General features: G+C 73.8%; 12 protein-coding genes and 1 pseudogene. 7 read left to right on the top strand and 6 right to left on the bottom strand.

Annotated features, from left to right (window positions below; genetic code table 11):
* The first annotated feature begins 146 nt into the window (after nucleotides 1-146).
* Nucleotides 147-584: a hypothetical protein gene (locus AB0881_RS35515; RefSeq protein ID WP_366624289.1), complete on the top strand. Its 438-nt coding sequence runs from the start codon at nucleotides 147-149 to the stop codon at nucleotides 582-584.
* Between the two features lie 71 nt (nucleotides 585-655).
* Nucleotides 656-1882, top strand: a complete 1227-nt coding sequence (locus AB0881_RS35520) for a hypothetical protein (RefSeq protein ID WP_366624291.1) — start codon at nucleotides 656-658, stop codon at nucleotides 1880-1882.
* Between the two features lie 10 nt (nucleotides 1883-1892).
* On the opposite strand, the gene AB0881_RS35525 is transcribed toward AB0881_RS35520, so the two are convergent.
* From AB0881_RS35525 to AB0881_RS35550, 6 genes and pseudogenes are all read right to left on the bottom strand, one after another.
* A complete protein-coding gene (locus tag AB0881_RS35525) occupies nucleotides 1893-2732 on the bottom strand; it encodes a carbohydrate ABC transporter permease (RefSeq protein ID WP_366624293.1) in 840 nt (279 codons plus the stop codon).
* The gene (locus tag AB0881_RS35530) at nucleotides 2729-3643 is read right to left on the bottom strand and encodes a sugar ABC transporter permease (RefSeq protein WP_366624295.1); all 915 of its coding nucleotides are present in this window, start codon (nucleotides 3641-3643) and stop codon (nucleotides 2729-2731) included. The genes AB0881_RS35525 and AB0881_RS35530 overlap by 4 nt, the downstream gene beginning before the upstream one ends.
* Nucleotides 3640-4937: pseudogene (locus AB0881_RS35535) on the bottom strand (extracellular solute-binding protein). The gene AB0881_RS35530 and the pseudogene AB0881_RS35535 overlap by 4 nt, the downstream one beginning before the upstream one ends.
* Nucleotide 4938: 1 nt before the next feature.
* A complete protein-coding gene (locus AB0881_RS35540; protein ID WP_366624297.1) occupies nucleotides 4939-6543 on the bottom strand; it encodes an FAD-dependent oxidoreductase in 1605 nt (534 codons plus the stop codon).
* The gene (locus tag AB0881_RS35545; RefSeq protein ID WP_366624299.1) at nucleotides 6540-7571 is read right to left on the bottom strand and encodes a LacI family DNA-binding transcriptional regulator; all 1032 of its coding nucleotides are present in this window, start codon (nucleotides 7569-7571) and stop codon (nucleotides 6540-6542) included. Before AB0881_RS35545 ends, AB0881_RS35540 begins: the two co-directional genes overlap by 4 nt.
* Before the next feature lie 138 nt (nucleotides 7572-7709).
* The gene (locus tag AB0881_RS35550) at nucleotides 7710-8432 is read right to left on the bottom strand and encodes an FCD domain-containing protein (RefSeq protein WP_366624301.1); all 723 of its coding nucleotides are present in this window, start codon (nucleotides 8430-8432) and stop codon (nucleotides 7710-7712) included.
* A 143-nt stretch (nucleotides 8433-8575) separates the two neighbouring features.
* Between AB0881_RS35550 and AB0881_RS35555 the strand changes: the two genes are divergently transcribed.
* The 5 genes from AB0881_RS35555 to AB0881_RS35575 form a co-directional block, all read left to right on the top strand.
* Complete coding sequence (locus AB0881_RS35555) at nucleotides 8576-9121, top strand: gluconokinase (protein WP_366624303.1); 546 nt, start codon at nucleotides 8576-8578, stop codon at nucleotides 9119-9121.
* Between the two features lie 18 nt (nucleotides 9122-9139).
* On the top strand, nucleotides 9140-10543 hold the full coding sequence (locus AB0881_RS35560; protein WP_366624305.1) for a gluconate:H+ symporter: 1404 nt from the start codon (nucleotides 9140-9142) through the stop codon (nucleotides 10541-10543).
* 405 nt (nucleotides 10544-10948) lie between these two features.
* On the top strand, nucleotides 10949-11221 hold the full coding sequence (locus AB0881_RS35565; RefSeq protein WP_366624307.1) for a hypothetical protein: 273 nt from the start codon (nucleotides 10949-10951) through the stop codon (nucleotides 11219-11221).
* Between the two features lie 263 nt (nucleotides 11222-11484).
* Entirely contained in the window at nucleotides 11485-12855 is a 1371-nt protein-coding gene (locus AB0881_RS35570; RefSeq protein WP_366624309.1) for a sialidase family protein, read from the top strand.
* Nucleotides 12856-13004: 149 nt separating this feature from the next.
* A partial coding sequence (locus AB0881_RS35575) for a YibE/F family protein (protein WP_366624311.1) occupies nucleotides 13005-14411 on the top strand: 1407 nt, incomplete at its 3' end.

Consider the following 14411-nt stretch of genomic DNA (forward strand, 5'->3'; position numbering starts at 1 on the left):
GGATCTTGCGGCCGGGGGACCAAAGTCCCTAGTTTCCGACGGTCGGCATGGAGAAGAGTGGACAGCACGTATGAACGGCGCCGTTCCCGGGCCCGGCGCCGCGCGGGCGACCCGGAACGCGCCCCCGGCGGTTTCGAGGTGACCTGATGAGCTGGTGGATCCTTGTCCGTTTCCTGCACGTCCTCTCGGCGGCCCTGTGGGTCGGCGGGCAGCTGGCCGTGTCGCTGGTGGTGCTGCCGATGGCCCGCCGGATGCTGGACGCGGACAAGCGCGCCGAGATGCTCGGCGGGATCGGGCGGCGGTTCGGGCTGATCACCGTGGCCGTGTTCCTGCCCGTCCAGATCGCCACCGGGGTCGCGCTGGCGTGGCATTTCAACGTCACCTGGGCGTCGCTGGCCGAGCCCGGGTACGGCCGCACGCTCGCCGTCAAGCTGGTGCTCTTCGCCGCCGTGATGGTGGCGGCGGCGCTGCACGGGTGGGCGCACGGACGCGGCCGGGCGGTGTTCGCGCGGGCCATGGCGATGGCCTCGCTGCTCGGGTCCGTCGGGATCGTCCTGGCCGCCACGGCGCTGCCCTCGGCGTAGAGGCGATCTACTGGACAGGTGTCTAGTCAACTGCCTAGATTGGGGGTGACGCCCACGCCGGAAGGACGCCGATGCCGAGTCGCTACCACCATCTGAGCCGCGAGCAGCTCGCCGTGCTGGTGCCGGAGCTGCTGCTGATCGGTCATCTGATCGACCGCGCCGGCATGCCGTACTGCCTGGAGGCATGGGGCGAGGAGGAGATGGCCCAGGTCGCGATCGAGGAGTGGGCGGCCGCGAGCCCGATCTACACCCGGCGGATGCAGCGGGCGCTGGCGTTCGAGGGCGACGACGTGCCGACGATCTTCAAGGGCATGCAGCTCGACATCGGCGCGCCGCCGCAGTTCATGGACTTCCGCTATAGCGTCACCGACCGGTGGCACGGCGCGTTCCACCTCGACCACTGCGGGGCGCTGCTCGACGTGGAGCCGATGGGCGCGGGCATGGTCGAGAAGATGTGCCACGACATCGAGGACCCCACGTTCGACGCGACGGCCGTGGCCACCAACCCGCGTGCGCGGATGCGGCCCGTCCACCGGCCGCCGCGGACCCCGGCCGACCGGCACCCGCACTGCGCCTGGACGGTGGAGATCGACCCGGACTCCCCCGGCGCCGAGCCCATCCCGGCTCTGGCCGTCAACCAGCGCTCGCGCGCCGCCACGCTCGTCCTCGACGGCATCGACCCGGGCGAGGACGGCCAGGCCGACTACAGCGGGCCGCTGGTCAGCGACCTGGACTTCGGGGCGTTCTCCCACTCGGCGCTGGTGCGCATGGCCGACGAGGTCGCGCTCCAGAACCACCTGCTGAACCTGTCGTTCCACCTGGCCGTCAGGAAGCGGGCCGGGGACGACGAGGATCTGTTCCGGCGGGTGACGCTGCGGCAGTTCATCGGGCACGCGGGCGTCGCGGCCGAGCGGCTGCACCGGGCGATGGGCCTGGCCGGCACACCGGAGGACGCGGCCTACCTCATCGAGCTGCACCCGCTGATGAACCCGCGGCCGTACGTGGAGTTCTCCCGGGACGGCGCGGCGATCACGGTGTCGTCCTCCCCCGCCCACGAGGACGGCGGCTGGCTCCCGCTGTGCACGCCGGACACTCCGGACGCGCTGCGCGCGATCGTCCGCGCCGCGAACCCGTACCTGGACGTGGAGACCGCCGGCACCGCCAGCGAGTGGACGGCGCGGGTCGTCCTGACCGACACCGCCGCGCGCGAGGCGGGCGAGGTCGCGGTCACCAAGTTCAGCAAGGGCGCCGCGTTCGGCTTCGAGCCGCGCAGGTCCCTGCCGCTGTTCGTGCGGTGAGCCCCGCCGGCTAGCCCTTCACCGCGCCGGACGACAGGCCGGACACGACCGTCCGGCGGAACGCCAGCACCAGGATCGCGATCGGGACGGTGGCCATCATCGCGGCGCCGAAGATGGCCCCGAACGGCACCTCGTACTGGGTGCCGAACAGGGCGATCCCGACAGGGACCGTCCGGAACGCGTCCTCGCTGTTGAACGTGAGCGCCATCAGGAACTCCGTCCAGCTCGCGGTGAACGTGAACACCCCGGCGGTGAACAGCCCGGGCAGGGCCTGCGGCAGCACGATCGACACCAGCGTCCGGGTGGTGCCCGCGCCGTCCACCCGCGCCGCCTCCTCCAGTTCCGGAGGCAGCCCGACCAGGTAGCCGCGCATGATCCAGATCGCGAACGGCAGGTGGAAGGCGACGTACGGCAGCACGAGCCCCTGGTAGCTGTTGAGCAGCCCGAGCTGCCGTTCCAGCAGGTAGAGCGGTGCCAGCACGGCGATCGACGGGAACACCGAGATCATCAGCAGCCCGATCATGATCGGGCCGCTGCCGCGCACGCCCAGCCGGCCGAGCGCGTACCCGGCGAACGTGGCCAGCACCAGGACGATCACCGTCGCGCTGACCGACACGACCACGCTGTTCAGCAGGTAGCGCCCGAAGCCGTTGTCGACCCACGCCTGCGCGTAGTTGCCGAAGGTGACCTCGTGCGGCACGGCCGTCGGGGTGCTCGCCCCGAGCTCGGCCGGCGTCTTGAACGAGTTGACCGCCAGCCAGTACAGCGGCAGCGCGGTGACCGCGACCATGATCAGCGCGCCGAGGTTGACCAGGTTGAACACGCGGTGCCGGCGCCGGCGGAACGTCATCGGATCTCCTCTCGGCCCACCTGGTAGCGGAAGACCTTGATGAACGCGAGGCAGGCGAGCAGCACGATCAGGGCGGTGGAGGTGGCGATGGCCGCGCCCGGCCCGATGTTGAGGTCCTGGAAGAGCACGGTGTAGCCCATCATCGCCAGCGACTGCGTGGACGTCCCCGGCCCGCCGCTGGTCAGCACGAACGGGAGGTCGAACAGCCCGAACGCCTGCAGGATCCGGAACAGCACCGCGATCGCCAGCGTCGGGCGCAGCATCGGGAGGGTGATCCGCCAGAACGTCGTCCACGGCCCGGCCCCGTCGATCTCCGCCGACTCGTAGACGTCCCGCGGGATCAGCATCAGCCCCGACAGCACGATGATCGCCACGAACGGGGTGGTCTTCCAGATGTCGGCCGCCGCCATCGCCGCGATCGCCGACGCCGGATCCCCCATGATCACCGGTGGTGAGCCGGTGAACAGGCCGAGGAACCAGGTCGCCGCGCCGTAGGTGGAGTCGTACACGAAGGCCCACAGCTGGCCGCTGACCACGGTGATCATCGACCACGGGATCAGCAGCAGCGCCATGATCCAGCCGCGTGCCGCGTCCAGCCGTTCCAGGACGAGCGCCGCCATGATGCCCAGCGCCAGTTCCACGGCGACGGTGACCGCCGTGTAGCCGGCGGTGAACAGCAGCGCGTACCACCACTCGCCGCTGCCGAGCATGGCGTCGTAGTTGCCGAGCGTGAGCCGCTCCACCTGGAAGCCGTTCAGGGTGAGGCGCACCTCGGCGAAGCTCAGCACCACGGAGAACACGATGGGGAAGACGGTGATCGCCAGGATCACCAGCAGCGACGGCGCCGTGTAGAGCCGGCCGGTGCGCGCCAGGCGGCGTTCCGGACCGAAGGCCGCGTTCCGCGCGTTCACAGGCCCCTCCCGTCGAGTGCGTCGCCGATCTGGTCCACGGCGTTCCCGATCGCGTCCGGTACGGTCCGCGACCCCGCGATCGCGGCGTTGAGGTTGGTGTAGACGGCCTTGGAGACCTGCGGGTAGTGGCGGGTGGACGAGGGCCGGGCCACCGGCGTGGAGGCGGCGGCCGCCGCCAGGACCGGCGAGGACCCCCCGGCCGCCCGCCCCGCGGCCGGGAGCAGGTCGGACCGGGTGGCGAAGATCCGCTGGCCTTCGGGGCCCGCGATGAAGCGGGCGAACGCCAGCGCCGCGCCGAGGTTCCCGCCGTGCGGGTTGAGGTAGGTGCCCGCGCCGCCCAGGACGGCGTTGCCCCGCGCCGGCATGCCGTCGAAGCCCGGCCGCGCGGCGATGCCCACCCTGCCCTTGACGGCGGACCCGGCCTCGTTCGCGCTGCCGTAGGCGTAGGCCCAGTTCCGCAGGAAGGCGGCCTGGCCGTTCGTGAACGCCTGCATCGAGTCCTGCTCCTGGAAGGTGGACACGGCGCGCGGGCTCGTCCCGCGGGCCACCAGGCCGTGCAGGAACCCGATCGCCTTCCGGGAGGCGGCCGACCCGAGGGCGGCGGCACCGTCCGCGGTGATCGCCCCGCCGGCGTCGGCGAGGAACTCCGCGGCCACCGCGGTCAGGCCCTCGTACGCGGCGCCCTGCCACACCAGCCCCCGCGCACCTCGCCGGCCTCGATCAGCTTCCGGGCGGAACGTTCCAGTTCCTCCCAGGACTCGGGGACGCGCAGCCCGTGCTTGGCCAGCAGGTCCCGGCGGTACAGCAGGAAGCCCTGGTCGGAGTACATCGGCAGGAAGTACTCCTGCCCCTTGTACGACGCGGCGCCGCGCAGCGCCGGCGGGAACGCGTCCCAGAAGCCCGCGGGCAGCAGCGTCCGCAGCGGCATCGCCAGGCTCGCGTCCCCGAACTGCGCCGCCCAGGTGATGTCGCCCTCGTACAGGTCCGGCGAGCTGGAACCGCCGAGGATCTGCGCGGTGAGCGCGGCCCGGTTGGCGTTGGTGTCCTGCGGCGACCGCACCAGCCGCACGTCGATGTGCGGATGGTGCCGGCGGAACCCGGCGATCAGGTCCGTCCGCAGGTCGCCGCTGTGGGCGGGCAGCCTGCTCACCCACCACCGGATCGTGGTGGGCCGGCGCGGGACCTCGGTGCTCTTGCCCGCCAGCGGGTCGGTCTCGCCGGCGCAGCCGCCCAGCGCGAGCCCGGCGGCCCCGCCGAGGCCCGCCAGCAGCACCGCCCTGCGGCTCCGGTCCATGTCAGTACCCCCTCACGTCCGGCCAGTGCCGCTCGACGCCCGCGCCGTCCAGGACGCGCTGGAACTCCGCGAGCAGCCCGGCGTCGCCGTGCACGGCCGCCGGCGGCTCCCCGGCGCGCAGGCAGAACGCCGCCAGCAGGCCCGCGGCCTCGCCGATGTTCCACTCCACCGGATGCAGCCGGTAGCAGCCGTTCGTGATGTGCGTCGTGCCGATGTTCTTGGCCGCCGGCAGCAGGTTGGCCGTGCGGACCGGCAGCAGCGCCGACAGCGGGATCTCGAACGGGGTGCTCGCGATGTCGATGTAGTCGTCGCCGCCGGTGGACGGGTGCAGGTCGATCCGGTACGCGCCGACGCCGACCGAGTCGGGGTACCGGGTCGAGCCGCGCGGGCCGACGATGTCGAGCGCCACATCGTGCTCGGTCACCGTCCGCAGCGCCCGGATCCGCCGGGACTCCCGCACGTACGGCGCCTTGGCCAGGCCGTCGGCGGTGCCCACCACGTCCGGCCGGAGCCGCAGCCCGGGATGGCCGGTGCCGCCGTCCGCGCGCGGCGCCTCGGTCTGCAGCCAGTAGAGCAGCGACAGGCTGAGCTGCCGCGCGTCCTCCAGGTGCGCCCGCGCGTCCTCCTCGGCGACGTCGACGAGCCCGCCGAGCCAGTAGTCGTTCATCGGCCAGTTCACCAGCGTGATGTCGGAGTCGACGCCGGTGAACAGGTCCCTGGCGAGGATGCGGCGGAACGTCCACAGCTCCCGGTCGCCGCCCTCCCGGCTCTGGTCGGCCGACACGGCGAGGGGGTCGCCGCCCGCGTCCGGGGTGAACGTGCGCCGCACCGGCTCCAGCGTCTTCGGGTCGGGCGCGGTGAAGTCCAGCAGCCGGTTCGGCCAGAACGCGGGCCGGTAGTCGCGCCAGAAGCCGTACCGTTCGGGGCGGTCGATCGTGTGGTCCTCTCCCGGCCGGTGGTCGACGGCGAAGCAGACCGTGAACGACTGCTGGTTGCCGGGCATCGCCTTCTCGGGGGCGTGCGGCTCGCCGTGCTCGTCCCGGCCCTCCGCGCCGGTCACGTACTCGGTGCCGGTCAGCGGCAGCAGCGCGCCGTCCTCCGTGGCGTCCAGGACGTACGGCGCGGTGACCGTGACCAGCCGCCCGTCCCGGCCGCGCAGGCCGACGGCCCGTACCGCGTCGCCGTCGGTGTCGGCGCGCACGGGAACGGTCTCGGTCAGCACGGTGAGGCGTCCCGCCGCGCGGTGCGGCGCCAGCATGCCCTCCAGCACGGCCAGCGCGACGCGGGGCTCGTGGCACAGCTTGCTGACCAGCCCGGCGCCCGGGTTGAGCTCCGGATGGGCCCGCGCCTCGGCGCGCAGCGGGTACCAGCGGCGGTAGTACGCGCGGACGCCCTCGCGCAGCTCGCGGTACGAGCGGGTGACGCCGAACCGCTCCACCCACGGGTGCTCGTCCGGGGGCACCGCCTGGCTGGTGAGCTGCCCGCCGATCCAGTCCGTCCGCTCGGTGAGCACCACCCGGCGGCCGGCGCGGCAGGCGGCCAGCGCGGCGGCCACGCCGCCGAGCCCGCCGCCGACAACGAGCACATCGGTGTCCAGTTCGGTCATTCCGGTCCTTCCAGCGGGGCCCGCCGCGCCGGCCCGGCGGTCTCGCCGGCCACCGGCGGGCAGGTCAGGAGGCGCTGGCGCGGCCCCTGCCCCGGGCGCTCGTCCAGCATGTCGATCAGCAGGTCGGCGGCCTGCCGCCCCATCTCCCGGCGGGGCAGGGCGAACCCGCTGACCACCGGCGCGCCGGGGGCGGGCGCGACGTCGTCGCCGAGCATCGCGACGCTGACGTCCCGCGGGTGGCGCAGCCCGGCGTCCGCGAGCGCCCCGGTCAGCGAGGCGTGCAGCTCGACGGTCTCGGCGACGAACGCGGTGACGCCCTCCGCGTGCTGGGCGCGCACCCAGCCGGAGTCCACCCGCCCGCCCGCCCGCACCCGCACGCCGGGCACCCCGGCCGCCCGCACGCCGCGCGCGCGGTCCTCGGTGGACGGCTGGTCGCCGGGCTCGCGCAGGTAGGCGATCCGCTCGTGGCCGAGCGCCGCGAGCCTGCGCACCACCTCTGCGCTCGCCCGCGCGTAGTCCGCTCCCACGTACGGGATCCGGTCGCCGAGCTCGTCCCGCCGCCCGATGTAGACGATCGGGAAGCCGTCGTCGAGCAGTCGCTCGATCATGGCGATGGACGCCTCGCGGCCGAACAGCACGCAGCCGTCGGCCAACCGGACCCGCGCGAGCGCGTCCGCGTGCGCGCCCGACGACGCGGTGAACATCAGCAGGTCGTAGCCCCGCCCGGCGGCCCGCTCCTCGACGCCGGCCAGGAACGGGTAGTAGGAGTCGCGGACGTCCACCGGGAACGTGGCGGCGAAGGTGTAGACGCCCAGCAGCCGGTTGCGCTTGCCGACCAGGCGGACCGCGGCCGGGTTCGCGACATAGCTCAGCCGCTCGGCGGCCTCCCGTACCCGGCGCACGGTCTCCGGCGCGATCCCGACCGCCTCCGGTTTGCCGTTCATCACCAGGGAGACGGTGGCCTGGGAGACGCCGGCCTCCCGGGCGATGTCCGCCTGCCGCGGACGCGAACTCCTGCTGCGGCCCACTGTGCCCCTCCGTCGCCGAAGTCTCCTAATACGTATTAGAAGTGGAGACGCCTCCACCTTCACGCGCGAACACGCTCCGTGTCAACCCCGTGCGTCCCGGGAGGCCGGCGTCCGGGCCGGCCGGCGGGTCAAGACGGGTCAGGACGGGTCGAGGATCGCCCGCTCGTCGTTCAGCATCGCGTGGGTCGCCTCCTCGACGATGTCGCGCATCGCGCGCTCGGCGGCCGCGGCGTCCCCGGCCTGGACGGCCTGCGCGACCTCCGCGTGCCAGCCGATCGCCGCCGGCTCCGGGCGGGCGGGCATCAGGTGGTGGTGGGTCCGCCCGGCCAGGACGGCGGCCACCACGTCCCCCAGCGATCCCAGCATCTCGTTGCCGGACGCCTCCAGCAGCGTCCGATGGAAGACGATGTCGGCCTCCAGGTAGGCCTCCAGGTCGCCCGACCGGCCGTGCACCGCCATCTGCATGACCGAGCCGGTCAGCGTGCCGCACTGGGCGGGGGTCGCGCGCCGGGCGGCGAGCGCCGCGGCCACCGGCTCGACGCCGCGGCGCAGCTCGCTCAGCGACCTCAGCTGCTCGTCGCGCCCGTCGCCGGCGAGCCGCCAGCCGATGATCCGGGGGTCGAAGAGGTTCCAGCCCGCGCGCTCGGCGACGGTGACCCCGACCCGGCGCCGGCTGCTGACCATGCCCATGGACTCCAGCACCCGGATCGCCTCGCGGACCACCGACCGCGACACCCCGAAGCGGGCCTCCAGCTGCTCGATCCGCAGCACCAGGCCCGGCGCGAGCTCACCCGAGGTGATCGCCACGCCGAGCCGGTCGAGAACGCTGCCGTGCAGCCCGGCCGGATCGTTGTCCCCCATGGCGCCCAATCATCACATGTTTGCCCTGCTGGGCGCGAATATCCGGGTAAAGATCTGATTTATTGAGGTTGACGTCTTCTCAGAGCAGATGAGTCATGCCAAACTCGTCCAAACATCAGCTGAAAGGCCCTGAAAGGCTCCAGATGCATCCCACCCCCGCTCCCGCGCCGGCCGCTCCCCTGCTGGTCGTCATGGGCGTGTCGGGTTCCGGCAAGACCACGTTCGGCACCGCGCTCGCCCGGCGGCTCGGCGTGCCGTTCGCCGACGCCGACGACTTCCACCCGGCGGCCAACATCGCCAAGATGTCGGCCGGCGTCCCCCTCGACGACGCCGACCGCCTGCCGTGGCTGCGCGCCATCGGCGGCTGGCTCGCCGGGCACGCGGGCTCCGGCGGCGCGGTCGGCTGCTCGGCGCTCAAGCGCGCCTACCGCGACCTGCTGCGGGAGTACGCGCCCGCCGTGGAGTTCGTGCACCTCGACGGCGACCCCGAGGTGGTACGGCGGCGGGTGGCCGCCCGCCCGGGCCACTTCATGCCCGCCGCGCTCGTCGACTCCCAGTTCGAGGCCCTGGAGCCGCTCGAACCGGGCGAGCGCGGCATCGTCCTCGACCTCGACACCCCCGTCGGCGACCTCGTCGACGCCTACCTCGCCGCGTCCCCCCGGCCCGGCGCCTCCCCCTCCGCCCCCTGAGTCCCAGAAGGCCCGCCGATGAACCTCCTCGCCCTCGCCCCGCCGGAACAGCCCATCGCCGGCGGCGGCCAGCTCGTCCTGGCCGCCCTCCTCGGCATCGCGCTGATCGTCCTGTCCATCACCTGGCTCAAGGTGCACCCGTTCCTGAGCCTGACCCTCGGTTCGCTGACCGTCGGCCTCGTCGCCGGGCTGCCCACGGCCGACACCGTCACCGGGTTCGGCGAAGGGTTCGGCAGCACCGCCGCGAGCGTCGGCGCCCTGATCGCGCTCGGCGCGATGTTCGGCAAGCTGCTCGCCGACAGCGGCGGGGCCGACCAGATCGTCGACACCATCGTCGGCCGTGCCGGGCGCCGCGCCCTGCCCTGGGCGATGGCCCTGGTCGGCGCGCTGATCGGCCTGCCGATGTTCTTCGAGATCGGCCTGGTCCTGCTGATGCCGGTGATCTTCCTGGTGGCCCGCCGGTCCGGGCTGTCGCTGATCCAGATCGGCATCCCCGCGCTGGCCGGGCTGTCGGCCATGCACGGCCTGGTCCCCCCGCACCCCGGCCCGCTGGTCGCCATCGACGCCCTCAAGGCCGACCTCGGCGTCACGCTGGGCCTCGGCGTGCTCGTCGCGCTGCCCACCATCGCGCTGTCCGGCCCGCTGTTCGCCCGCTACGCCGCCCGCTGGGTGCCGGTCCCGGCGCCGGAGCTGTACGAGACCGGCACCGCGACGGCCGGCCCGGACGCGGCCGGGAAGGGCGAGTCCGAGCGCCGGCGGCCCTCGTTCGGCCTCACCCTCGCCACCGTGCTGCTGCCGGTCGTGCTCATGATGGGCAAGGCGCTGGCCGACATCTTCGCCGCCGAGGACAGCCGGATCCGCACCGTCCTCGACAACCTGGGCACCCCGCTGGTAGCGCTGCTCATCGCCGTCGTCGTCGCCATGTTCACCCTCGGCCTCGGCTCCGGCATGGACCGCGGGACCATCGCGAAGTCCCTGGAGAAGTCGCTGCCGCCCATCGCCGGCATCCTGCTCATCGTCGCCGCCGGCGGCGGCTTCAAGCAGACCCTCATCGACACCGGGATCGGCAAGCTCGTCGCGGACTGGATGGCCGACAGCGGGCTGTCGGTCATGCTCCTCGCCTGGGTCGCCGCCGTGCTGATCCGGCTCGCCACCGGCTCGGCGACCGTCGCCACCGTCACCGCGTCCGGGATCATGGCACCGCTCGTCCCCACGCTGAGCACCGGCGAGACCTCGCTGCTCGTCCTCGCCATCGGCGCCGGCTCGCTGTTCTTCTCGCACGTCAACGACGCCGGGTTCTGGCTGGTCAAGGAGTACTTCGGGCTGAGCGTCGGGCAGAACATCAAGACCTGGTCGCTGATGGAGACGGTCATCTCCGTGTCCGGGCTGGTGTTCGTCCTGCTGCTGAGCCTGCTCATGTAAGCCTCCGTGCGCTCGGCGATGCGGGCTGGACGGCGCGGCGGCCGGTCGCGTTCCACGGGGAAAGCTGGGCGTACGCCACCCGCGAGGCGTTCCAGGTCCGCGTGTACGAGGGCGCCGGCCCCGGCGTCCTGCACGTCACCGGCTGGACGCCCGTGGTGTTCGGGCCCGACGCGCCGGAACGGCCTCAGCCGCGCCACACTATGATCACCCTCTGGGGTTCGGTGCTGTGCGACGAATGCGACGGGCTGGGCGTCTGCCCGGAGTGCGAGGGGACCGGGTACGCCCCCGCACACCTTCCGCCGGCCGGGCTCCTACTCCGGTTACGGCTGCCTGGCATGCTGAGCCAACAACACCGGGCCGCGGAACTGCGCGTCCTGCGCCGTCCAGGGGTGCCTGCCCGCCGACATGCCGTACTGGGAGAACGGCCGCCTCCACGGGGCGGCCGCTCCGGAGCAAGATCACGACCAGTCGGCCGGAGAGCCGCCGCCCGCGGCGAGCGGCACGGAGGCGCTCGCCGCCGTCGTCCGGCGGCCGTGCGCCCGTTGCGGCGAGATCCGCTGCGCCTGGCGGAACGCCGTGGCGGAGGCCGGCGGCGAGCCGGTCTCCCACTACTTCGGCACCTGCCCGCGCTGCGCCGCCACCCGCACCCGCGCCTTCCGGCTTCCCACCGCCGGCTGATCCGCCGCCCGGCCGCCGTGCGGCTGCTCCGGGGACGGCCGGCGCTACTCCGGGGGGAGCAGGAACGGATACGACGCCCGTGGGATGCCGGCGGGCGTACCTGGTCGGCAGGGTCTGCGGCAGGTCGACGTGGCTGTTCCCCTGCGGGAGGCGTGATGCGAGGACGAGCGGTCGCCGCGGCGTGCTGTGCCGGGTTGTGCGTGTTGTCCGCTGCGGCGCCGGGCGAGAGTGGATCGAGAATCCCGGCGGGCGGTGCCGGTTCGGTGCGGCTCTCCGGGCCGAGTCCGTTCGCCGACTGCCCGCCCGCCGGGCTGGACGGCGTGCTGCCCGCGGGAGCGCTGGAACCGGCCGTGGCGGTCAGCCCGCTCGGCCCCCGCCACCTGGCGGCGGTGTGGACGCAGGACCGGTTCCGCGGCCTGGTCGCGGGTGTGAGCACCGACGGCGGCCGCAGCTGGAGCCGCACGGTCGTCCCCGCGACCGCTCGCTGTACGGGCGGGGCGTTCGACTACGTCGACGACGTGTGGCTGTCGTTCGGGCCGACAGGGGTCCTGCACCTGTCCGCCCACGTCTTCGACGCGCCGGCGACCACGCCGAGCGGCCTCATCACCGCCCGCTCGCACGATGGAGGCCGCACCTGGACCCGGCCCGTCACCATCGTGGCGGAGGCGGACCCGGAGCGCGGGACGTTCGTGGGCGGCGCCATCGCGGCCGACCCGCACCGCCCCGGCCGCGTCCACGCCGTCGTACCGAAGATCGTCGAGCCGCGCGAGCAGAGGCGGCCGTTCGGCGGCTCGGTGGTGTTCGCCACCAGCGACGACGCCGGGCGGAGCTGGCGGCCGCGGACGACCTTCGACGCGGGCACCGACCGGCTCACCACCGGGCACCAGCTGCTGGTGCAGGGCGACGGGACCCTGGTGAACACCTTCACGCTGGTCGACCTGTCCGGCGACCGGCCGGTGCGGCACGCCGCGGTGATGCGGTCCCGCGACCACGGCGGCACCTGGTCGGAGCCGATCCTGGTCGCGGAGATGCGCTCGGCCGGGGTCACCGACCCGCAGTCCCCGCGGGACCCGGTCGCCAGCGGCAGTGCGATGCTCACCGACGCCGCCGTCGCCCCAGGCGGCGACCGGATCCACCTGGTGTGGCAGGACGCCCGGTTCAGCGGCGGACGGGCGGACGCGATCGCGCTGTCGTCCTCGGCCGACGGCGGGCGCACCTGGTCGGAACCGGTACGGGTCAACCGCACGCCGGCGGGCATCCCGGCCGGCGACCAGCAGGCGTTCAACGCCTCGGTCGCCGTCGCCGCGGACGGCACCCTCGCGGTCGACTACTTCGATCTCCGGCACAACGACGCCGCGGCCGGCCTGCGGACCGACCGCTGGCTGGTGACCTGCCGTCCCGTCCCGGCGCGGAACTGCGCGTCCCGGAGCGGATCCGGTACGGAGACCCGGCTCACCGGCCGGTCCTTCGACATGCGGCGCGCTCCCTTCCTCGCCGAGATCGGCCCGCCGGGGTTCTTCCTCGGGGACTACACGGGCCTGGCCGCGACCGGCGGGCACGGTTTCGTCGCCGCCTTCGCGCAGCCGGACGAGACGGATCCGGCGGCCGTCACGGTCGTCCCGATCCGGCGCTGAGGAGGAACGGCACGGACCTTGGCGGTATAGGCTCTCGCAGAGCAGCGACCCCCGCCGGCAGGTCCCACCTCTGGTGCCCGGTCCGCGGCGGCATGCGGATCCCTCGGACGCGAGCGACGGCGTACGGGCCGGGCAGGGTGACGCGGCCGATGCGCGCCCGTCCCACCGGTGAACGCGATGATGGCCGTGGCGGCGCGGACCCGGTCGGTGCCGAATCGGCGGACGGCTGCGAGGAGCGGCGGGAGATGGGCGGGAACCACGCGCACGGAACCCACGGCCACGGCGGCGGGGTGCCGAAGGCGCCGCGGCCGGTGCGGATCGCGGTGCTGGCCGTCATCGTCCCGGTCGCGGTGGCCACCCTCGCGGCGGTGCTGCTGATGTGGCCGGACGAGCCCAAGGCGCCGCCCGCGGCGGGGTCGGCGCTGACGAAGGTGTCCGGCACGATCGTGGGCGTCGATCTCAAGCCGTGCCCCAAGCAGGTGCAGGCGGCGCCGCCCGGCGAGCCGGCCACCGACGCGCCGCCGACCGATCCGCGCCGCTGCGGCACCGCCCGGGTGCAGCTGACCTCCGGCGGCGACGCCGGCCGGGTCGTGAGCACCGAACTGCCCAGCGGGCCCGGCACCGCGGTGTTCACCGCCGGGGAGAAGGTGGTGCTGCTGCACGCGCCCGACTCCGGCGGCGTTCCCGGCGCGAGCCCGTACCAGCTGTCCGATCACGACAGGTCGAGCCCGCTGTGGCTGATCGGCGCGGCGTTCGCGCTGGCGGTGGTCGCGTTCGGGCGGCTGCGGGGGCTGACCGCGCTGCTGGGGCTGGCGGTCACGTTCGTGCTGCTGCTGAAGTTCCTGATCCCGGCGATCCTGGCCGGGAGCCCGCCGCTGCCGGCCGCGGTGGTGTGCGCGGCGGCGATCATGCTGACGGTGCTGTACCTGACGCACGGGTTCACGATGGCCACCTCGATCGCGGTGATCGGCACCATCGCCAGCCTGACCCTGACCGGGGTGCTGGCGACGGTGGCGATCGACCTGGCGCACCTGTCCGGGATCACCGACGAGAGCTCGCTGAACCTGGACATCAGCCACAGCGTCAACAGCCAGGGTCTCCTGCTGGCCAGCATCATCATCGGGGCGCTGGGCGTGCTGGACGACGTCACCGTCACCCAGTCCGCCACCGTCACCGAACTGGCGCGCGCCAATCCCGCCTACCGGTTCGCCCAGCTGTACAAGGCGGGGGCCCGGATCGGCCGCGCGCACATCGCCTCGGTGATCAACACGGTGATCCTCGCGTACGCCGGGGCGTCGCTGCCGCTGTTGCTGCTGCTGAGCATCGGCCGGCAGCCGCTGGGCGAGGTCCTGACCGGGCCCGCGCTGGCCACCGAGATCGTCCGCAGCGCCGCCGGCACCATCGGCCTGATCGCCGCCGTGCCGATCACGACGGCCCTGGCCGCCCTCCTGCGTTCCCGGGGCGGCGGCGAAGACGGGCCCGCGGACGACGTCCCGGTCTCCGGGGACGATCGCGATCGCCTGGCGCCCGCGGCGCCCGCGCCCGGCCGGGCCGGC

The sequence above is a fragment of the Spirillospora sp. NPDC029432 genome, assembly GCF_040703975.1.
GTDB lineage: Bacteria > Actinomycetota > Actinomycetes > Streptosporangiales > Streptosporangiaceae > Spirillospora.